Here is a 20,058-nt window from a genome sequence, read left to right on the forward strand (position 1 = left end):
CAGGCCTATTTCCCGGACATGAAACCCATTCACATCATCGGCGGCGGCCTTGCCGGTTCGGAGGCCGCCTGGCAGGCAGCCCAGGCCGGGGTTCCGGTCGTCCTTCACGAGATGCGCCCGGTGCGCGGCACCGATGCGCACAAGACGGACGGGCTGGCCGAACTGGTCTGCTCGAACTCCTTCCGCTCGGACGATGCCGAGACCAACGCGGTCGGGCTGCTGCATGCCGAGATGCGGCTCGCCAACTCCCTCATCATGGCCTGCGGAGATGCCAACCAGGTGCCGGCGGGCGGAGCGCTGGCTGTGGATCGCGACGGCTTTTCCTCAGCGGTGACGGCCAAGCTCGAAGCTCACCCGCTGATCACGATCGTGCGCGAGGAAGTTTCCGGCCTTCCGCCGGAGGAGTGGGACCAGGCGGTCATCGCGACCGGGCCTCTGACCGCGCCGTCGCTCGCCCAGGCCATCGCCGACCGCACCGGAGCCGATTCGCTCGCCTTCTTCGATGCGATTGCCCCGATCATCCATTTCGACACGATCGACATGAACGTCTGCTGGTTCCAGTCGCGCTACGACAAGGTGGGCCCGGGCGGAACGGGCAAGGACTACATCAATTGCCCCATGGACCGTCACCAATACGAGGCCTTCGTCCAAGCGCTGGTCGACGGCCAGAAGACCGAGTTCAAGGAGTGGGAGGGCACCCCCTACTTCGACGGTTGCCTGCCGATCGAGGTGATGGCCGAGCGTGGCCCGGAGACGCTGCGGCACGGTCCGATGAAGCCGATGGGCCTCACCAACGCGCATAACCCCACCGTCAAGCCGTATGCGGTCGTCCAACTGCGCCAGGACAACGCGCTGGGCACGCTCTACAACATGGTCGGCTTCCAGACGAAGCTGAAGCACGGCGGGCAGGTGCGCATCTTCCGCACGATCCCGGGCCTGGAGAATGCGGAGTTCGCTCGCCTCGGCGGCCTGCACCGCAACACCTACATCAACTCGCCGGTGCTCCTCGATCCGACGCTGCAGTTGAAGGGCCGTCCCGGCCTGCGCTTCGCCGGTCAGATCACCGGCTGCGAAGGCTATGTGGAGAGCGCGGCCGTGGGACTGCTCGCCGGCCGCTTTGCGGCCGCTGAGCGGCTCGGCCAGGATTTGGCCGCGCCTCCGCCAAGCACGGGCTTCGGTGCTCTGCTCGGCCACATCACCGGCGGCCACATCGTTTCGGACGACGAGCCCGGAAAGCGCTCGTTCCAGCCGATGAACGTCAATTTTGGGCTTTTCCCGCCTATCGAAGCGCCTAGGACGGAAGGTAAGCGCCTGCGCGGCAAGGAAAAGACTGTCGCCAAGAAGAGGGCGCTCACCGCTCGCGCGCTGGCCGACTGCCGGGCGTGGCTGGGGCTGCCGGAGGTGGCGGAGGCTGCGGAGTAGAGCCCCCGCCCTACCACCCTGTCGCCGCTGCCCTGAAAATCGCCAGCTGCCGTTTCCAGGCGGGGACTTCCGCCGGCTCCCGCAGGAGCCGCGCGCCCTTCCCTGAAGCCGCCTTCAGCCACGCCGGTACGGTCGCGATCGGCAGGAATGCAGGCCGAAGGCTGCGCGGCAGGGCGTGGAGGGCCGGTCGGCAGGCCTCCAGGTGCTCGCTTGCAAGCGCCACCATCGCCTCTACGACCCGACCTGCGGCCGCGACAACTGTCTCGCCTTGGAAAGCCTCCGGGGTGGCGCCAGCCGCCTCGAGGACGTCGTGGGGAATGAAACTCTGACCCCGCGACCGCGAAAGCGGCAGTTTCCTGAGGATTCCGGCGATGCCCAGTGCGCAGCCGGCGTGGCCGGCGAGATCGGCGACGCTAGGGGCCGCTTCGCGGTCGAGGATCATGGCGGAAAGCTGGAGCATCAAACCGTCAGTCTCGCCGCAATAGCCCTCGAGATCGGTCCGCGACGGCATCGGGTCGTCGTAGAGATCGAAGATGCGTGCCTCGAGATAATTCTCGAAAGCAGCATCCGGCAACTGGTAGTGGTCAATCGCCCGGTTCAGCGCATCGGCGATCGGATGTCCCGTCGCCGTTCCGGGCTGGCGATTGGCGATCGTATCGCGCCACCATTGCAGGCGCATCTCTCCAGCAAGGGGTTCGCGAATACGGTCCCTGACGCCCGCGATCTCGACATTGAAGGCATAGAGCGCCAGCAGCGCCTCCCGTCTTTCGGGAGGCGCATAGAGCGCGGAAAGATAGCGGTCGTGATCGGCCGCGCGCACGGCTTCGGCGATCGGATTCCCTGTTCCGGCCACCTCAGTCGACGGCGATCAGGGCCGCAGCCACGGCGCGGTCTTCGGCCAGCAGGACGTTGTAGGTCCGGACCGCCGAGCCGGTAGACATCGGGTCGGTGGAGATGCGGGCAGCCTTGAACATCTCACGCAGCGGCTTCGGCAGCAGCCGCAATTCCCTGCCCATGCCGACCAGAAGGATTTCGATCTCCTCCGCCTGCTCAAACACAAGGCGAAAGTCGTCCCGTGTCAAAGCGTCAGGATCTGACGGCTCCCAGCCATGAATGCCGGACGGCAGGCAGAGCAGCGAGCCGCGGTGCGACATGTCGGCGAATCGGAACCCGCCGTTGCCGTAGGCGTCGATCGGCGCACGTCCAGGGAAGTGCGCCTCTCGAATGACGATCCCGGGGCTCATCACTTCGCGGGCAGCGGTCCTGCGGCCTCGGCCGCAGCTTCCTTGGCCTCTTCAGAGCCCGGCGCGTAGGCCGTCGGCCGTATGTGGAAAAGTATCAAGATCGGCGCCGCGATGAAGATTGACGAGAACGTGCCGATGAAGACGCCGAACAGCATGGAGGCGACGAACGAGCGGATCACCTCGCCGCCGAGCAGGAAGAGCGCCAGCAGGGCCAGGAAGGTAGTCGCCGAGGTCATCGTCGTGCGTGACAGCATCTCGTTGTCGGAAAGATCGAGAAGCTGGCCGAGCGGCATCTTCTTGAATCGCCTAAGGTTCTCGCGCACCCGGTCGTAGATGACGACCGTATCGTTGAGCGAGTAGCCCACGATCGTCAGGATCGCAGCGACCGTCGACAGGTCGAACTGTAATTGCGTGACAACAAGGAACCCGAGGGTCAGGATAATGTCGTTGACCGTGGAGACGATGGCGCCGATCGCGAACTGCCACTCGAACCGGACCCAGACGTAGACCAGGATCGCGCCTAGCGCCACAAGGACGCCGACGATCGCAGTCCAGGCAAGCTCGCCCGAGACCGCCGGCCCAACCTGCTCCGTGCGCCTGATCTCGTAATCCGAGGACAGCGCCATATTCGCCTTGGCGACGATAGAGCTTCCGGTCCCCTCCTGCTCGCCATGCTCCATGCCGATGCGGATGAGAGCGTCGGAGTCCGAGCCGAAGCCCTGCACCTGAACCTCACCGATACCGCTCTCAACCAGCCGGTTGCGGATATCGCCTATGTCGGCCGCGCCGGACTTGGCCCGGACTTCCATGATGGTGCCACCGGTGAAGTCGATGCCGAAGTTGGGTCCCACCGTGAACAGAAGCACTATGGAACCCAGGCAAAGCGCCATGGACACGGCAAAGGCTTGCAGACGCACCTTCATGAACGGAATGCGCGTGACCTCCGGCACCAGCCGGAAATAGCCCTTCGGAAGCTCCTTAGGCTTGCTGCGCTTGAGCCATACCGCAACCAGCAAGCGGGTCAGGGTGAATGCGGTGAAGACCGTGGTCAGGATGCCAATGGCCAGCGTGACGGCAAAGCCGCGCACCGGGCCCGACCCGAGGAAGAACAGCACGACCGCGGCAATCAGGGTCGTGATGTTGGAATCCAGGATCGTGGCGAGCGCCTTCTTGAAGCCCGTATCCACCGATTGGATGATCGAGCGCCCCGCTCGCCGCTCTTCTCGTATGCGCTCGTAGATGAGCACGTTGGAGTCGACGGCCATGCCGACGGTCAGCACGATACCGGCGATGCCGGGCAGCGTCAGCGTGGCGCCGAGCGCTGAAAGGATGGCGACCAGGAGGATGACGTTGGCGGCGAGCGCCACGTTGGCGATCCAGCCCAGGAAGCCGTAGGCTCCGATCATGAAGAACACGACGAGGACGGAGCCGACGATTCCCGCCATCTGACCCGCCTGGATCGAATCCTCGCCGAGGCTCGGGCCGACGGTGCGCTCTTCGACGATGGTGAGGTCGGCCGGCAGCGCGCCGGCGCGCAGCAGCACCGCCAGGTCGTTCGCCGATTGCGGGGTGAAATTTCCGGAGATCTGGCCCGTGCCGCCCAGGATCGGCTCCCGGATCTGCGGGGCCGAGATCACCTCCTTGTCGAGGATGATCGCGAACAGGCGGCCGACATTCTGCTGGGTAGCCTGGCCGAAGCGAGCCGCGCCCTTGCCATCGAAGCGGAAGGACACGACGGGCTCGTTGGTCCGCTGGTCGAAAGTCGCCTGCGCATCGACGAGGTTCTCGCCCGAAACGATGACGCGATCCTCGATGAGATAGGGCACAGGCGGATCATCGGTGGAGTACAGCACGGACGAGCCTGCCGGCGCACGGCCCTGGATCGCCTCCTGGACCGGCATCGACTGATCGACCATCTGGAAAGTCAGCTTGGCCGTCTGGCCGAGGATCTCCTTCAGCCTTTGCGGATCCTGCAAGCCCGGCACCTGGACCAGGATGCGGTCCGAACCCTGGCGCTGGATGATCGGCTCGGTCGTGCCAAGCTCGTTGACGCGACGGCTGAGGACCTCGATCGACTGGGTCACCGCCGAGGACGTGCGATAATTGATGCCCTCATCGGTGAGCGTGTAGCGGAACAGGCCCGGTTCAGGCTCTTCCAGTGTGAGTTCGTGTATGTTCCCCGCCCCGAACACGCTACTGGTGACGGGCTGCGTCAGTGAATTGAGCGCCTGCTTTGCCTTCTCGACCTCGTTGGCGTCGCGGATGCGGACCTGAACCGTGCGTCCAGTGCCCGCAAGTCCCGTATAGCCGATGCGCGCATCGCGCAGCAGCGTGCGGATGTCGTCGCGCACCGCCTGCAGTCGCTCGGCGATCATGTCATTGCGGTCGACGGCCAGCAGGATGTGCGAGCCGCCCTGAAGATCGAGGCCGAGCGTCATCGGCCGACTGGGTATCCAGCCGGGCAGGCTTGCGCGCGTCTGTTCGGACAGGAGATTGGGAAGCGCGAAAATGACGCCGATGAGCACTACGGCCCAAATCCCGATCGTCTTCCAGCGTGAGAAGTATAGCATCTGTGTCTGCCTGTCCGGCCTGGAGGGCTGCTAGCGTCGCCAGGCGGTTATTTCTTGGCGTTCTGGTTGGCTACCGGCTCGCCCTTCACCCGCACTTCGGAGATGGTGGAGCGTAGCGCCGTGACCTTCATGCCGCCAAGGTCGACTTCGAGTTCGTTGTCGTCGGTGACCTTGGTGACCTTGCCGATAAGGCCGCCGCCGGTCACGACCGTATCGCCACGGCGAATAGCCGAGAGCATCTCCGTCCGGCGCTTCAGCTGCTGCCGCTGCGGCCGGATGATCAGGAAATACATGATCACGAAGATGAGGACGAACGGCAGAATACTGACCAATACGTCCGGAGTCGCGCCCGCGCCCTGTGCATATGCCGGCGTCACGATCATGCAGATTGCTCCTGAAAATGGAAAACAGGCCGCTGGAGGCCCCTCAAAAGGTGCGCGGAATATAGTGTCTTGGACCGGCAATGCAACCGGCGCGAACAGTCGGAGGCCAACTGAGGCGATATCACGCGGCACGCTCCGGCAATCCTCCAACGCGGCATGGCGCGGCCCGGTACTGCCGGCCCATGTCATCGGAAAGCTCTTGGGCCACCGCAAAGTTTGTCGTATGCGCTCTGGCGACGCAAGCGACCGGGAATTGCAGATGTCGAACGTGAACTTCCAGGCCCTCGAGGAAAAGCTCGAAAGGCTGATCGAGGCAGTCGCGCGGATCGCGCCGCCACCGCCGCCGGAAACGGATGTCGACAGCGCGGATTGTTTCGTCTGGTCAGTTGAACAGGGCCTGCTGGAGCCCGTGCGGCGCGTGAACCGGGTCGATATCGGGCTGATCCGGAGTGTCGACCGCGTACGCGACATCCTCGTTGACAACACCAGGCGCTTTGCGACGGGGCTGCCGGCCAACAACGTGCTCCTTTGGGGCGCGCGCGGCATGGGCAAGTCCTCGCTGGTCAAGGCCGCGCATGCGACGATCATCCAGGAGACCGGCTCGCCGCTGAAGCTGGTGGAAATCCACCGCGAGGACATCGACAGCCTGCCGAGCCTGATGGGCATCCTGAAGCGCTCGCCGCATCGCTTCGTTCTGTTCTGCGACGACCTCTCGTTCGACCACGACGACACCTCCTACAAGTCGCTCAAGGCGGCACTGGAGGGCGGCGTGGAGGGGCGGCCGGCCAACGTCATCTTCTACGCCACGTCGAACCGCCGCCACCTGCTGCCGCGCGACATGATCGAGAACGAGCGCTCCACCGCCATCAATCCGTCCGAAGCCGTTGAAGAGAAGGTCTCGCTATCGGACCGCTTCGGCCTCTGGCTTGGATTCCACAAATGCTCGCAGGACGAGTATCTCGACATGGTCGACGGCTACGTGCGCTATCACGGCCTCGATGTCGATCCCGAGGTCCTGCGGGCGGAGGCTCTCGAGTGGGCAACCACGCGCGGCAGCCGCTCCGGCCGCGTCGCGTGGCAGTTCATCCAGGAACTCGCCGGCCGCCTCGGCCAGCCGCTTAGGGATTGAGCTGAGGGCTTGTTCTTGCCATTGCGGGGGAGATGAAGGCCGACGCCTTCTCTCCCCTCACCCGAGAGGTGATAGCGACCGCCTACTCCAGGAAGGTCGACGGATCGACCGGCGCGGAATTCTTGCGCACCTCGAAGTGCAGCTTCGGCGCATTAGCGTTGCCGCTCATGCCCGAGAGCGCGATATCGTCGCCGCGCCTGACCTTCTGGCCGCGCTGCACCTTCAGTTCGCTGGCATGGCCATAGACAGTGACCAGCCCGTTCTCGTGACGCACCAGCACCGTGTTGCCGAATTCCTTGAGCCCGTCGCCGGCATAGATGACGACGCCGTTCTCCGCCGCCTTGACCGGCGTGCCGGGAGGAACCGCGATGTCGATGCCGTCCTTCTGGCCCTTGCCATAAGACGAAATGACCTTGCCGCGTACCGGCCAGCGCATGCGGCCGATGCCGGTCGAGTTGGGCGCGGCCTCCTGCGAAATTTCCGCCTGCTCGATGATCTTGTCCTTCTTGGGCGGCGTATAGCTGGCGACCTGTGCCTCCTTGGCAGCTTCCTTCGCTGGCTGAACCGTGCTGGTGGCGACCGGGTCCACCTTCGGAGCGGCCTGCGCTACCGCCGTCTGGCCCGCCGACGGGACCTTCAGCGTCTGGCCGACCCTGACGATCCCGTCCTGCATCCCGTTCGCCGCCTTTAGCGCGGATACCGAGACGCCGGTCTTCTTGGCGATTCGGGTCAGCGTGTCGCCTTCCTGGACCGTGTAGGCACCGGCCGACGCGACCGCCGCCGGCTTCACCGGATTGGCGTCGCTGGACGGCGCTGCATTCGCATCGCCAGAGCCGTCCCTCACTTTCGGCTGCTGCGGCAGGACCGCCAAATTGCCCTGCGGCGCCTGACCGGGCAGCGGCAGCTTCTCTGAAGGCTGCCTCGACCCGGCCGAGGTGTTCGCAGAGGCGACCTTCGGAGCGCTGTCGGGAGTCGAGCCCGGCGCCTTATTCGAGTATGTTGGGATGACGATCTTCTGGCCGGCCTGCAGACTGCTATCGCCGGGAAGACCGTTGACCTGTGCGATCACGTTCGCAGGCACGCCATAGCGCTTCGACAGGCTGTAGACCGTATCGCCCGACTTGACCGCAACCTGGGTACCGCCGGCGCTCGACCATCCGGCCGGATTTGAACCCTGCGTCGGGGCAGCCGGCTGTCTGGCCGGCGCTGCCGCCACCCTGGTCTCAGACGACCGAGTCTCCGGCTGAGCCGAGGGGAAGGACGAATTGGACGGCGACTGCGGGCGCGCGAGGCTCTCGCTCGTCATGGGCTGGGAGGTTGCGGGTGTCAGGGACTGGCGGCTGACCGAGCCGGTCGGAACGCTGTCGACGGGAGCGGCCGCGTAAGCACCGTCGCCCCCCGGATAGGGCTGCCCCTCGTTCTTGATGATCTGCCGCTGATTCGTCGTCGAGCCTGTGAAGATGTCATCGAGCCCATTGAAGCGGGTGACCTGCGAACTGCAGCCCGCCGCCATTCCCGTCACCAGAAGCAGGGCAGCGCCATGCCACAGCTTGCGCTTGTCTGACCGCAACACACTCACCAGCATCGCAATAACCCGCTCTAACTCGGAACAACCGTCATGATTAAAGCGCGTTAATGTTACTGGGCGGTTAAACCTTTAATCGTGTTTGCCGGGTTTTTTGGCGAAATCGTCAAAGGACCGCGGCGACACCCTTCAGAAGGGGTTGGAAGCGCACCTCGCCGATCTCCTCGCGGTCGAATCGGCTGCCGACCTTGGTCAATCGCACCAGAACCTGACGACCTTCTTCTGGGCCGATAGCGGCGACCATGGTGCCGCCCGAAGAGAGTTGGTCGACGAAAGTCCGCGGATGGCTGTCGCATGCCGCCCAGATCACGATCCTGTCGAACGGACCCTCCGCCGCCAAGCCGTTCGATCCATCGGCCTGGCGGGCATGCACGTTCTGGATGCCGAACTGCTCGAACCGCTGCCGCGCCTGCTCGGTGAGCGTCTTGTAGCGATCGAGCGTCGTTATCTTGCCGGCAAGCCGCGAGACGACCGCCGCCGTATATCCTGAGCCGGTGCCTATCTCCAGCACGCGATTGCCGGGCTCGAGAGCAAGCGCGGTTATCACCTGCGCCTGGAGGTCGACGCCCTCGATCGCCTCGCCGCATTCGATCGGCAGCACCCTTTCCGACCAAGCCAGGCTTGAAAAATGAACCGGCAGAAAGGCCGAGCGCGGCGTTGCCTCGAAGGCTGCCATGACATCGCGCGAGACGGCACCGCGGCCGCGCATCCTGAGCAGAAAGGCCGCGAACCCCTCGCGGTCGGGCCCGGCTGCCATCATGAAAGTACGCTGGCCAGCCGGTCGCGCAACTCATGCGCGGTGAGATCGAGCTTGAGCGGCGTGACGGCGATCTGTCGTCTGGCCACAGCGTGGAGATCGGTACCCTCCGGCGGCTCGTGGGTCCCCTTGCCGAAGCGCAGCCAGTAGTAGGGAAGTCCTCGGCCGTCGGCCCGCTCGTCGATCCACATATTGTAGGAGAGCTTGCCCTGCTGCGCGACGGTGACGCCCTCGACCTCGTCCGGAGCGCAGTTCGGGAAATTCACGTTGAGGAAAATGCCGGCAGGCAGGTCGGCGGCGAGAAGCTTGTCGAGAAGCGCCGGCGCATGCGCCTCGGTCGTCTCCCACGGCAACTCGCGACCGATGCCTTCACGGACTCGGTAGGCTTGACTGAGAGCGATGGAGCGTATGCCGAGAAGGGTGCCTTCCATCGCGCCGGCGACGGTGCCCGAATAGGTGATGTCGTCGGCGACGTTCGAGCCGGAGTTGACGCCCGACAGAACGAGGTCCGGAGGTTCGGGCAGGAGCTTCTTCACCCCCATGATGACGCAGTCGGTCGGTGTGCCGCGCACCGCGAAGTGTTTGTCGCCGAGTTGCCGCATTCGCAGCGGCTGGGAGAGCGAAAGCGAGTGGGCGAAGCCCGACTGGTCGGTCTCGGGCGCGACCACCCAGACATCGTCACTCAGCCGCCGCGCAATCCGCTCCAGGAGTTGCAGGCCCTCGGCATGGATGCCGTCGTCATTGGTCAGGAGAATGCGCAAGACTAGATCCCGATTTTCTCGATGCCCCCCATATAGGGCCGCAAAGCTTGCGGAATGCTGATCGAGCCGTCCTCGTTCTGATAATTCTCCATGACAGCGATCAGCGCGCGCCCGACGGCGACCCCCGACCCGTTCAGCGTGTGCACATAGGCGGTGCCCTTCGCCTGCCCCGTCTCGGGATCCTTCGGACGATAGCGGGCCTCCATGCGTCGGGCCTGGAACTCTCCGCAAACAGAGCAGGAGGAGATCTCGCGATAGGTGTTCTGACCGGGCAGCCAGACCTCGATGTCGTAGGTCTTGCGCGCGCCAAAACCCATGTCGCCGGTGCACAGCGCGACGGTGCGGAACGGTAGCTCGAGCCGCTTCAGAACCTCCTCCGCGCACTGCGTCATGCGTTCGTGCTCGGCCAGCGAGTTCTCCTGGTCGGTGATCGAGACCAACTCGACCTTATAGAACTGGTGCTGGCGCAGCATGCCGCGGGTGTCGCGCCCGGCGGATCCGGCCTCCGCCCGGAAGCATGGCGTCAACGCGGTATAGCGTAGCGGCAGGTCGTCGTGCTTTAAGATTTCCTCGCGGACGAGATTGGTGAGAGAGACCTCCGCAGTCGGGATGAGCCCCAGCCTGCCCTCGCCATGCTGGACGAAAAAGAGATCGTCCTCGAATTTCGGCAACTGGTTGGTCCCGAACAGGACCTCGTCGCGGACCAGCAGCGGCACCTGCACTTCCGTATAGCCGTGCTCGGACGTGTGCAGGTCGAGCATGAACTGGCCGAGCGCACGTTCGAGCCGCGCCAACTGTCCTTTCAGCACTGTGAAGCGCGAGCCGGAGAGTTTTGCGGCGCGCTCAAAATCCATCTGACCGAGCGCCTCGCCGAGTTGGTAATGCTCCCTGGTCCAGTTATGCCGCTGCGGCACACGCCCGACCTTGCGGACCTCGACATTGTCGTGCTCATCCTTGCCTACCGGCACGTCGTCCAGCGGGATGTTGGGGATGACGGCCAGCGCATCCTCCAGCCTCTGGTCGTTCTCGCGCTCGACCTGCTCGCCGCCGGCGAGGAAGTCCTTGATCTGGTTGACCTCCTCCTTCAGCCGCTCGGCAAGCTCCATGTCCTTGTTGCGCATGGCGTTGCCGATCTCGCGGGAGGCGGCGTTGCGCCGCTCCTGCTTGGCCTGCAGTTCGCCCAGATGCGCCCGCCGCGCCTCGTCGAGCGCCAGCAGGTTCTCCACCGTCGAGGCAGCCTCCTCGGACGACCACTGGCGCTTCATCAGCGCTTCGGCGAGGGCCTTTGGGTTCTCGCGAATCCATCTAATGTCGAGCATGGCGGAATCGGACGGTCCGGTTGATGGGGAGTTTGCGCTCCGCTCATGCCGAACCCGTGCGGCCGTGTCAAATCAAGCTCATGGGTTACGCTTGCCGACGTGCATCTGCGCTTCGACAACCGGCAACGGAAAGCAGTTCAAGCCTAGTTGCGGTAGGACGGGTCCTTGCTGTCCAGCATGTCCTTGAGCGCTTCGAAATGCGCAAAGGCCATGCCCTTGTATTCGAGCCAGTCCTGCGCGGTCTTCTCGGCAATCCGATCCGACATGACGTTGAGCGGCTGACCGCTGGCATAGGCCAGCATCAGCGTCTTGCTCGCCCTTTCGAAGAAATAGAGGTGCTCGAAAGCCTCGGCCACCGTCTCGGCAGTGACCGTCACGCCGTGATTTCCCATGAGCAGAATGGGATGATTTCCCAGCGCCTCCGCGAGGCGTGCTCCCTCTGCCGCGTCGTCGGCGATGCCGCCGAAGCCGAGATCGACGCCGACCATGCCGAAGAACCGCGCCGTGTTCTGGTCGATCGGCTTCATGGTCGGGTCCTTCAATCCCGCCAGAGCGGTGGCATATGGCGGGTGGCAGTGGAGAAGGACGCGGGCGCTCGGCCTGCTCCTGTGGATGCTGCCGTGGATGCACCAGGCCGAAGGATCCGGCGGATTTGGTCCATCCATGACCTCGGGATCGTCGGCATCGAGCAGGAGCAGGTCGCTGGCGCAGATCTGGGAGAAATGCTTCCAGCGCGGGTTCATCAGGAAGCGTCTGCCGTCCTCCGAGACTGCGGCGCTGAAGTGGTTGCCCACGGACTCGTGCCAATCGAACTCGACGGCCAGTCGAAAGGCCGCAGCTAGATCGACGCGCAGTTCGCGCTCGGCACTATCCGTTCCAATTCCAGTCGACGCGTTCTGCACCCGGGTTCTCCTCCAAAAGCCAAGTCGGTAACGTTCTATCCCGAACGAGCCGTCTGCGCATGGGCCACGTGCAAGCACCGATGCGGGCAACATGCGCGTCGTCGGATCGGGTTCAATTCACCACCACGATCTGCGTGTTGCCCGGCCCGACCTCCTGCACCAGGCTGTAGAACTCCGCTGCGTTCGGTGTCGCAAGCCGAACGCAGCCGTGCGAGGCGGGACGGCCAAGCGCCTTCACTGCGGTGGTGCCGTGGACCGCGTAGCCGCCGTGGTAAAACACGGCATATGGCATCGGCGCATCGTCGTACGTCCGCGAGCGCCACATCTTGTGGATGCGAGTCGGGCGCCAGCTTCCGCGCGGCGTCACGAAACCGTCGCGCGCCGTCGAAACTTTCCAGACATGCAGCACCCTGCCGTGCCGCAGGACAGTCATCGTTTGGTTACTGATATCCACCTGGGCCACAAGGCTCGCCGCGGCCGCCGTTCCGGCGCCAAGCAACGACAGGCCGCAGATGGCGAGCGCCGCGAACAGAACTTTTCTCATGATGTCCCCTTACTCAAATACCCTCGCCGCAACGGGCGGACGCGCGTAACTCTCTGAAATATCAATATTCCTCATCTCGGCGGCGGTTCTGCATCACCGGACGGGAGTTGAACTTGCTAGGCAGTGGCCGAACAGGCCCTTGCCAATCCCCTCCCCCACCTGCTCTCATCAAGCCATGAACGACCGTCTCATCGAGGCAATTGCCGAACGTCGCGAAGACCTCGTTTCGCTCACCCTAGAACTAATCCGTTTTCCGACGGTAAATCCGCCCGGCGAAGCATACAGGCCCTGCGCCGAGCACATCGGCGCCCGGCTTGGCGAAGGCGGCTTCGCAATCGAATACATCCGCGCGGAGGGCGCTCCCGGCGACAGCGACCGCTATCCCCGAACCAACATCGTCGCGCGCCGTGAAGGTGAGTTGGCCGGTCCGACAGTGCACTTCAACGGGCACATCGACGTGGTCGAGCCCGGCCAGGGCTGGAGCCTTGACCCGTTCAAGGGAGTCGTACGCGACGGCCGGGTCTATGGCCGCGGCGCCTGCGACATGAAGGGCGGCCTGGCCGCGGCGATCATTGCGGCGGAAACCTACATCGATCTCAATCCGAGCTTTCCGGGCGCAATCGAGATTTCCGGAACCGTGGACGAGGAATCGGGCGGATTCGGCGGGGTGGCTTGGCTCGCCTCACGCGGCTACTTCTCGAAACCGCGGGTGGACCACGTCATCATACCCGAGCCGCTCAACAAGGACCGCATCTGCCTCGGCCATCGTGGCGTATGGTGGGCCGAAATCGAGACGAAGGGCGAGATCGCCCATGGCTCGATGCCGTTCCTGGGGGATTGCGCGGTACGCCATATGAGCGCGGTGGTGGCGGCGTTCGAGGCCGAGTTGTTTCCTCTACTCGAGGCCAAGCGCACGCGCATGCCGGTCGTGCCGGAGGGCGCGCGCCGCTCGACACTCAATCTCAACTCGGTCCATGGCGGACAGACTGACGATTTCCGGCCGGGGCTGCCCTCGCCCAACGTTCCGGATTCTTGCCGCCTGATGATCGACCGCCGCTATCTTCTGGAAGAGCATCCGGACGAGGTGAAGGACGAGGTCATTTCCATCCTCGAGGGACTGCGCCGTTCCCGCCCGCGATTCGACTACGAGATCCGCGACATCATGGAAGTCCGGCCGCTGATGACCGAGCCGGACGCGCCTGTTGCCGCCGCGCTTGCCCACGGCATCCGCGCCGTGTTCGACCGCGAGCCCGACTATGTCATCTCGCCCGGGACCTACGACCAGAAGCACGTCGCGCGCATCGGCCAGCTTTACGATTGCGTGGCGTACGGGCCCGGCATCCTCGACCTTGCGCACCGACCCGACGAGTGGGTCGGCATCGATGACATGGTGGAATCGGCGCAGGTGATGGCGATCGGCTTGGACCTGCTGCTGCGGGGAACGGGCTGACGTCAGATGGTCCGCGCCGATACCTTCAACTCCGGCCGCTGATTGATCGTCTGCAACACCACGCAATAGCGCTCGGTGAGTTTCAGCAGCGAATCGATGCGCTCCTGCGGCTCGTCGGTGTCGATCTCGAAGGTTAGGCGAATCGCCCGGAAACCGACAGGCGCGTCCTTGGCCACGCCCAAGGTGCCGCGGAAGTCGAGATCACCCTCCGCCGTCACGCCGGCTCCGTTCAGTCGGAATTCAAGCGCCGTTGCGACCGCCTTCAGCGTGACGCCGGCACAGGCGACCAGCGCCTCCAGGAGCATGTCGCCGGAGCAAAGGTCGAAGCCGCTGCCGCCGGTGGCCGGATGCAGGCCCGCGACCGCGATCGCACGGCCCATTTCGACCTTGCAGGCGATCGCCTGGTCATCCAGCGTGCCCTTCGCGCGCAGCGTGATCACCGCCCGCTCCGGGTTGTCGCGGTAGGCTTGCTTCAAAGGCGCCTGCTGCGCTTTCAGGCTTGCGGCATCCATGCTGGTCCTCCTCGAAAGCGGCGCAGGTTAACCCTCGTTGGACCGATAGGCCAGCGCTCTCCGATGTTGGGATCGAGCGTCTTCTCCTGCCTAGTCTCCGTCCTCGTGCGGCCACATGACTGTTCCCTGAGGTCAATTGCCGATTTACTACGGTCCCAAATCAGGATTGTATCCGGGCGGAGTTTCCGGGACCGAAGGGGAAATGCCGATGAAACGGTGGACGACGTTCGTTGCTGCGGCCGCTATGGCGATTGCCGCCTCGACCACGGCCTTTGCCGCGCGCACCGATCTCGTGCTCGGCATGGTTTTGGAGCCGCCGCATCTCGACCCGACGGCCGGTGCCGCGGCGGCCATCCGCGAGGTGGTCTACGCCAACGTCTTTGAAGGTCTCACCCGCATCGGTCCCAGCGGCGAGGTGCTGCCGGCGCTAGCCGAAAGCTGGACCGTTTCCGATGACGGCAAGGTCTACACCTTCAAGCTGCATAGCGGCGTCAAATTCCACGACGGTTCCGACTTCGGCGCCGACGACGTGAAATTCTCCCTCGATCGCGCCCGCGCCGCGGATTCGACCAACGCCCAGAAGGGGCTGTTCGAAGCGATCGACACGGTCGAGGTCGTCGACCCGACCACGGTGAAGGTGACGCTGAAGCACCCGCAGGGCGCCTTCCTCTACAATATGGGATGGGGCGATGCGGTGATCGTGTCGCCCAAGTCGGCCGACACCAATAAGGAAAAGCCGATCGGTACCGGTCCGTTCAAGTTCGACAGTTGGGCGCGCGGCTCCTCGATCAAGCTGGCCAAGTCCGACAGCTATTGGGGCGAGCCGGTCCAGCTCGACAAGGCCGAGTTCCGCATCATCCCCGACGCCTCGGCCGCGCTGCCGGCGCTGCTCTCGGGCGACGTGCAGGCGTTTCCGAACATGCCGGTCGGCGACAGCCTCCCGCAGATTCAGGCGGACCCGCGCTTCAAGGTGGTGATCGGCTCGACCGAGGGCGAGACTATCCTGACCATGAACAACAAGAAGCCGCCCTTCGACAATCTCAAGGTGCGGCAGGCGATTTCGCGCGCGCTCGACCGCCAGGCGATCATCGACGGTGCATCGACCGGGCTGGGCACGCCGATTGGCTCGCACTTCTCGCCCGCCAACAAGGACTATATCGATCTGACCGGCACCTATCCGCACGACATCGCCAAGGCCAAGGAGTTGCTGAAGGAAGCTGGCCTCGAAAATGGCTTCAAGACCACGCTGAAGCTGCCGCCCCCGACCTATGCCCGCGACGGCGGCCAGGTCATCGCCTCCGAACTGCGCGAGATCGGCATCGACGCCGAGATCATCCCGCTCGAATGGGCCGACTGGCTGAAGCAGGTTTTTACCGACAAGGACTACGACCTTACCATCGTGTCCCACGTCGAACCCAACGATATCGGCATCTACGCGCGCAAGGACTACTACTTCAATTACGACAGCCCGGCCTTCGACAAGGTCATGAGGGATCTCGACCTGACCACGGACGAGACAAAGCGGAGCGAGCTCTACGGCGAGGCGCAGAAGATTCTGGCACAGGACGCCCCGGTGGGCTTCCTGTTCGAACTGCCGAAGATCGGCGTGTGGGATGCGAAGATCGAGGGGCTGTGGGAGAACGCACCGATCCCGGCTAACGACCTGACGAAGGTGAAGTGGGTGGATTAGCACCAATGCTCCCCGCCCCCTTGAGGGGATGGCTATCGCATATGGATACGTCGGGGAGCCTGGGCGAAATTCTACCCCCAACTCTAACCCCTCCCCACAAGGGGGAGCGGGACGGGTTCGCCACGACTAACGTCGAAATCGTCGAAGCTTGGCGCCGGGCGGCCGTCGCGCAGAGCTCCCCGCCCCCTTGTGGGGAGGGGCCAGGGGTGGGGGTAACCGCATATGCGATTGCTCTACCCTCTAGCTGGAGGAAAAGGTCGGCTCAGCCATGACCGCCTACCTTCTTAACCGCCTCATCACCGGCCTGGCTACCCTGCTGGTGGCCTCGCTGGTCGTATTCGCAGTACTGGAGGTACTCCCGGGCGACCCGGCGCGGCTGATGCTCGGCATGAACGCGACCCCGGACGCGGTGGAGGCGCTGCGCGAGCAGATGGGGCTGAACCAGCCGGTGCCGCTGCGCTATCTCGACTGGATCGGCGGCATGCTGAGCCTCGACTTAGGCAAGTCATACACCTATTCGGTGCCGGTCCTGGATTTGGTCAAGGAACGCGTCGCAGTTTCGCTGCCACTCGCCGTGATCGCGCTCGTGCTCTCGGTTGCGATCGCCATTCCCGTCGGCGCCTTCGCCGCCCAGCGTCGTGGGCGCGCAGGCGATACGCTCAGCATGGGCGCCGCCCAGATCGGGGTGGCGGTTCCCAACTTCTGGTTCGCGCTGATCCTCATCTACATCTTCGCGGTGTGGCTGCGGCTGGTTCCCGCCGGCGGCTTTCCCGGGTGGAGCGCCGGCGTCTGGCCGGCGCTGAAGGCGCTCATTCTTCCCGCCATCGCGCTGGCGCTGCCGCAGGCAGCGATCCTGGCCCGGGTAACCCGATCCTCACTGGTCGAGGTACTCGGGGAGGATTTCATCCGCACTGCGCGGGCCAAGGGACTGCCATTCGACCGGGTGCTGTGGCGGCACGCGTTGCGCAACGCGCTTATCCCTGTGGTGACCATCGTCGGCCTGCAGTTCTCCTTCCTGCTCGCCGGCACCATCATCATCGAGAATGTATTCTACCTGCCTGGGCTGGGGCGCCTCATCTTCCAGGCGATCACCCAACGCGACCTGATCGTGGTGGAGAGCGTCGTCATGCTGCTGGTGGCGAGCGTGATTGTCGTGAACCTACTCGTCGACCTTTCCTATGCGGTTGTCGACCCGCGGCTGAGGGCGCGGTGATGACACACACCGCTACCCCCCACGGCTTCGCCGACTTCCTCGCCCGCGCCTTCGCCAGCAGGTCGTTCGTGCTCGGCCTCGTCATCACCGCAGCGATCGCGCTGATGGCGTTGGTCTCCTTTTTCTGGACTCCCTACGACGTGACGAAGCTGGTCGTTCAGAATCGCATGCTGCCGCCCTCCTGGGTCCATCCCCTCGGCACCGACCAGTTCGGGCGCGACGTGCTCTCCATGATCATGGTGGGAGCGCGGAACTCGATCGCGGTGGCGCTCGTGGCGGTCGGCATCGGTATGGGCGTCGGCGTGCCGCTCGGCTGCCTCGCCGCGGCGCGCGGCGGCTGGCAGGACGAAGCGGTGATGCGCTTCAACGACGTGGTCTTCGCCTTCCCGGCGCTGCTTTCGGCCATCATGATAACCGCCGTGTTCGGGCCCGGCGCGGTCAACGCGATCATCGCCATCGGCATCTTCAACATCCCGGTGTTCGCCCGGGTCGCCCGCGCCGGCGCGCTGGCGATCTGGCCGCGCGAGTTCATCCTCGCTGCCCGTGCGGCCGGCAAAGGCAAGGCGAGCATCACGATCGAGCACATCCTTCCCAACATCGCGACTATGCTGCTGGTGCAGGGCACGATTCAGTTCGCCCTCGGTATCCTTGCCGAGGCTGGGCTCTCCTACGTGGGCCTCGGCGCACAGCCGCCGATGCCGAGTTGGGGCCGCATGCTGTTCGACGCCCAGACCCGCATGATGGTCATGCCTACGCTCGCCATCTTTCCCGGACTGGCGATCGTCATCACCGTGCTCGGCCTCAACCTACTCGGCGACGGCGCCAGCGACGCGCTCGATCCAAAACTTGCCGGGCGCAGATGAGCCTGCTTTCGATCAACGGGCTCCGCGTATCGATCGGTGCGGCCGACATTCTCAAGAAGGTCGACCTGACGGTCGAGCCTGGAGAGGTGGTCGGCCTCGTTGGGGAATCCGGCTCGGGCAAGTCGATGACCGCGCTGTCGATCATGCGGCTCCTGCCGCATGGAGCACGCGCAAGCGGCAGCGTGCTGTTCGAAGGCAAGGAGCTTCTCGCCGCCAGCGAGACCGAGATGTGCCGGCTGCGCGGCGACGACATCGGCATGGTGTTCCAGGAGCCGATGACGGCGCTCAACCCGGTGAAGACGATCGGTGAGCAGGTCGCGGAGGGTGTTCGCTGGCACACGGGCGCTGGCCGCTCCGAGGCGGAGGACCGTGCGCGGAAAATGCTCGACCGGGTGGGGTTGCCGGCGGCTCGGTTCCCCCTCTCCCGCTACCCGCACCAGCTCTCCGGCGGCCAGCGCCAGCGCGTGGTGATCGCGATCGCCTGCGCGCTGAAGCCAAAACTGCTGATCGCCGACGAGCCGACCACTGCGCTGGACGTCGTCCTGCAGGCGCAGATCCTCGATCTGCTGCGCGAGCTTTCGGCCGAGAACCGCATGGGCCTGCTCCTGATTTCGCACGACCTGGCGGTGGTCACCGAGATGTCGACCCGCATCGCGGTCATGCACTCCGGCGAGGTTTTGGAGACCGGCGAGCCCGCCCGGGTCCTCTCCGAGCAGCGGCATCCCTATACGCGCCAGCTTGCGCTGGCATCGGTGTACGTGCCCGAAGGGCGCCGCTTATCCTCCCCCCTTGAGGGGGAGGTGCCGCCAGAGGCGGCGGAGGGGGTCGCCTCGGCGCTCCTCTCCGTCGAGAACCTGACCCACGACTATCCCGGTCAACGCGCATCGCTCTTCAGCAAGGCGTCGTCCTTCCGCGCCTTGGACGACGTGTCCTTCAATCTCGAAGCTGGCCGCTCGCTCGGGCTGGTGGGCCGCTCAGGCTGCGGAAAGTCAACGCTGGCGCGGCTGGTGCTGGCGCTGGACACACCCACGTCCGGGACCATCCGCTTCATGGGCGAGACCGTCACCGGCAGAAAGGAAGCCGAGCTTCGTCCACTGCGCCGGAACATGCAGATCGTGTTTCAGGACCCGTACGGCTCCTTCGACCCACGCCACCGGGTGGAGCGGCTGGTCTCGGAGCCGCTCGCGCTGCTCGATCCTGTTCCCTCGCACGAGAAGCGGCGCGAGCTCGTTGCCGAGGCTCTGCACCAGGTCGGCATGAAGCCCGACGATATGCGCAAGTACCCGCACGAATTCTCCGGTGGGCAGCGGCAGCGCCTGTCGATCGCCCGCGCCATCATCACACGGCCGAAGCTGGTCGTCGCCGACGAGGCGGTGTCCTCGCTTGACGTGTCGATCCGGGCGCAGATCCTCGACCTCTTCGCCGATCTCAACCGGCGGCTGGGGATCGCCTACCTCTTCATCACCCACGACCTCACCGTCGCCCGCGCCATCACCGACGAGGTTTTGGTGATGCATGAAGGCAGGATCGCCGAGCAGGGCCCGACCGCCGCCGTGCTCGACAATCCGCAATCGCAAGCCGCCCGCGAGTTGGTCGCCGCAGCGCCGGACCTACGGAAGGCAATCGCGCGACGGTTGCAGTAGGAGGGATGATGGGCGCTGGCCGCCGCCGCTTCGTCATCCTAGGGCCAAGCAGCCGCGGAACGGCGTCGCGA

At 64.9% G+C, this 20,058-nt stretch carries 18 protein-coding genes; 7 read left to right on the forward strand and 11 right to left on the reverse strand.

All coding sequences use genetic code 11. From position 1 onward, the window contains the following. The first annotated feature begins 18 nt into the window (after positions 1-18). Entirely contained in the window at positions 19-1,422 is a 1,404-nt protein-coding gene (gene trmFO / locus HUI96_RS13520; RefSeq protein ID WP_188255241.1) for a methylenetetrahydrofolate--tRNA-(uracil(54)-C(5))-methyltransferase (FADH(2)-oxidizing) TrmFO, read from the forward strand. Between the two features lie 10 nt (positions 1,423-1,432). Here the strand turns inward: trmFO and HUI96_RS13525 are convergent, their stop codons facing one another. The 4 genes from HUI96_RS13525 to yajC are packed head-to-tail and all read right to left on the reverse strand — an operon-like array spanning position 1,433 to position 5,619. Then, positions 1,433-2,275 carry a squalene/phytoene synthase family protein gene (locus HUI96_RS13525; RefSeq protein ID WP_188255177.1) on the reverse strand — a complete coding sequence of 281 codons (843 nt, stop codon included), beginning with the start codon at positions 2,273-2,275 and terminating at the stop codon, positions 1,433-1,435. A gap of 1 nt (position 2,276) precedes the next feature. Beyond that, a complete protein-coding gene (locus tag HUI96_RS13530; protein WP_188255178.1) occupies positions 2,277-2,666 on the reverse strand; it encodes an Mth938-like domain-containing protein in 390 nt (129 codons plus the stop codon). Next, positions 2,666-5,236, reverse strand: a complete 2,571-nt coding sequence (gene secDF / locus HUI96_RS13535) for a protein translocase subunit SecDF (RefSeq protein WP_188255179.1) — start codon at positions 5,234-5,236, stop codon at positions 2,666-2,668. The genes HUI96_RS13530 and secDF overlap by 1 nt, the downstream gene beginning before the upstream one ends. 47 nt (positions 5,237-5,283) lie before the next feature. Beyond that, positions 5,284-5,619 (reverse strand): preprotein translocase subunit YajC, encoded by a 336-nt coding sequence (gene yajC / locus HUI96_RS13540; protein WP_188255180.1) that lies wholly within the window; start codon positions 5,617-5,619, stop codon positions 5,284-5,286. A 259-nt stretch (positions 5,620-5,878) separates the two neighbouring features. Between yajC and HUI96_RS13545 the strand changes: the two genes are divergently transcribed. Then, the gene (locus tag HUI96_RS13545) at positions 5,879-6,748 is read left to right on the forward strand and encodes an ATP-binding protein (RefSeq protein ID WP_188255181.1); all 870 of its coding nucleotides are present in this window, start codon (positions 5,879-5,881) and stop codon (positions 6,746-6,748) included. A gap of 82 nt (positions 6,749-6,830) precedes the next feature. On the opposite strand, the gene HUI96_RS13550 is transcribed toward HUI96_RS13545, so the two are convergent. The 6 genes from HUI96_RS13550 to HUI96_RS13575 all read right to left on the reverse strand — a co-directional run bounded on the left by HUI96_RS13550 (position 6,831) and on the right by HUI96_RS13575 (position 12,616). Further along, on the reverse strand, positions 6,831-8,333 hold the full coding sequence (locus HUI96_RS13550; RefSeq protein ID WP_188255182.1) for a peptidoglycan DD-metalloendopeptidase family protein: 1,503 nt from the start codon (positions 8,331-8,333) through the stop codon (positions 6,831-6,833). A gap of 106 nt (positions 8,334-8,439) precedes the next feature. Further along, the gene (locus HUI96_RS13555) at positions 8,440-9,093 is read right to left on the reverse strand and encodes a protein-L-isoaspartate(D-aspartate) O-methyltransferase (RefSeq protein WP_188255183.1); all 654 of its coding nucleotides are present in this window, start codon (positions 9,091-9,093) and stop codon (positions 8,440-8,442) included. Then, complete coding sequence (surE, locus tag HUI96_RS13560) at positions 9,090-9,851, reverse strand: 5'/3'-nucleotidase SurE (RefSeq protein ID WP_188255184.1); 762 nt, start codon at positions 9,849-9,851, stop codon at positions 9,090-9,092. The genes HUI96_RS13555 and surE overlap by 4 nt, the downstream gene beginning before the upstream one ends. A 2-nt stretch (positions 9,852-9,853) precedes the next feature. After that, a complete protein-coding gene (gene serS / locus HUI96_RS13565) occupies positions 9,854-11,170 on the reverse strand; it encodes a serine--tRNA ligase (protein ID WP_188255185.1) in 1,317 nt (438 codons plus the stop codon). A gap of 143 nt (positions 11,171-11,313) precedes the next feature. Continuing rightward, positions 11,314-12,072, reverse strand: a complete 759-nt coding sequence (locus HUI96_RS13570) for a class II aldolase/adducin family protein (RefSeq protein ID WP_337918312.1) — start codon at positions 12,070-12,072, stop codon at positions 11,314-11,316. A gap of 112 nt (positions 12,073-12,184) precedes the next feature. Next, complete coding sequence (locus HUI96_RS13575; protein ID WP_188255187.1) at positions 12,185-12,616, reverse strand: L,D-transpeptidase; 432 nt, start codon at positions 12,614-12,616, stop codon at positions 12,185-12,187. A gap of 175 nt (positions 12,617-12,791) precedes the next feature. On the opposite strand from HUI96_RS13575, the gene HUI96_RS13580 reads away from it, so the two are divergent. Next, on the forward strand, positions 12,792-14,066 hold the full coding sequence (locus HUI96_RS13580) for an acetylornithine deacetylase/succinyl-diaminopimelate desuccinylase family protein (RefSeq protein WP_188255188.1): 1,275 nt from the start codon (positions 12,792-12,794) through the stop codon (positions 14,064-14,066). Positions 14,067-14,068: 2 nt separating this feature from the next. On the opposite strand, the gene HUI96_RS13585 is transcribed toward HUI96_RS13580, so the two are convergent. Further along, complete coding sequence (locus HUI96_RS13585; protein ID WP_188255189.1) at positions 14,069-14,578, reverse strand: OsmC family protein; 510 nt, start codon at positions 14,576-14,578, stop codon at positions 14,069-14,071. A 208-nt stretch (positions 14,579-14,786) separates the two neighbouring features. On the opposite strand from HUI96_RS13585, the gene HUI96_RS13590 reads away from it, so the two are divergent. From HUI96_RS13590 to HUI96_RS13605, 4 genes are all read left to right on the forward strand, one after another. Further along, positions 14,787-16,268 (forward strand): ABC transporter substrate-binding protein, encoded by a 1,482-nt coding sequence (locus tag HUI96_RS13590; RefSeq protein WP_188255190.1) that lies wholly within the window; start codon positions 14,787-14,789, stop codon positions 16,266-16,268. 268 nt (positions 16,269-16,536) lie between these two features. Further along, positions 16,537-17,481: an ABC transporter permease gene (locus HUI96_RS13595; protein ID WP_188255191.1), complete on the forward strand. Its 945-nt coding sequence runs from the start codon at positions 16,537-16,539 to the stop codon at positions 17,479-17,481. Then, a complete protein-coding gene (locus tag HUI96_RS13600; protein WP_188255192.1) occupies positions 17,481-18,344 on the forward strand; it encodes an ABC transporter permease in 864 nt (287 codons plus the stop codon). Before HUI96_RS13595 ends, HUI96_RS13600 begins: the two co-directional genes overlap by 1 nt. Beyond that, the gene (locus HUI96_RS13605) at positions 18,341-19,987 is read left to right on the forward strand and encodes an ABC transporter ATP-binding protein (RefSeq protein WP_188255193.1); all 1,647 of its coding nucleotides are present in this window, start codon (positions 18,341-18,343) and stop codon (positions 19,985-19,987) included. The genes HUI96_RS13600 and HUI96_RS13605 overlap by 4 nt, the downstream gene beginning before the upstream one ends. Positions 19,988-20,058 lie beyond the last annotated feature (71 nt).

Origin of the sequence: Pseudaminobacter soli (ex Zhang et al. 2022) (genome assembly GCF_014595955.1) — a bacterium.
GTDB lineage: Bacteria > Pseudomonadota > Alphaproteobacteria > Rhizobiales > Rhizobiaceae > Kumtagia > Kumtagia pseudosoli.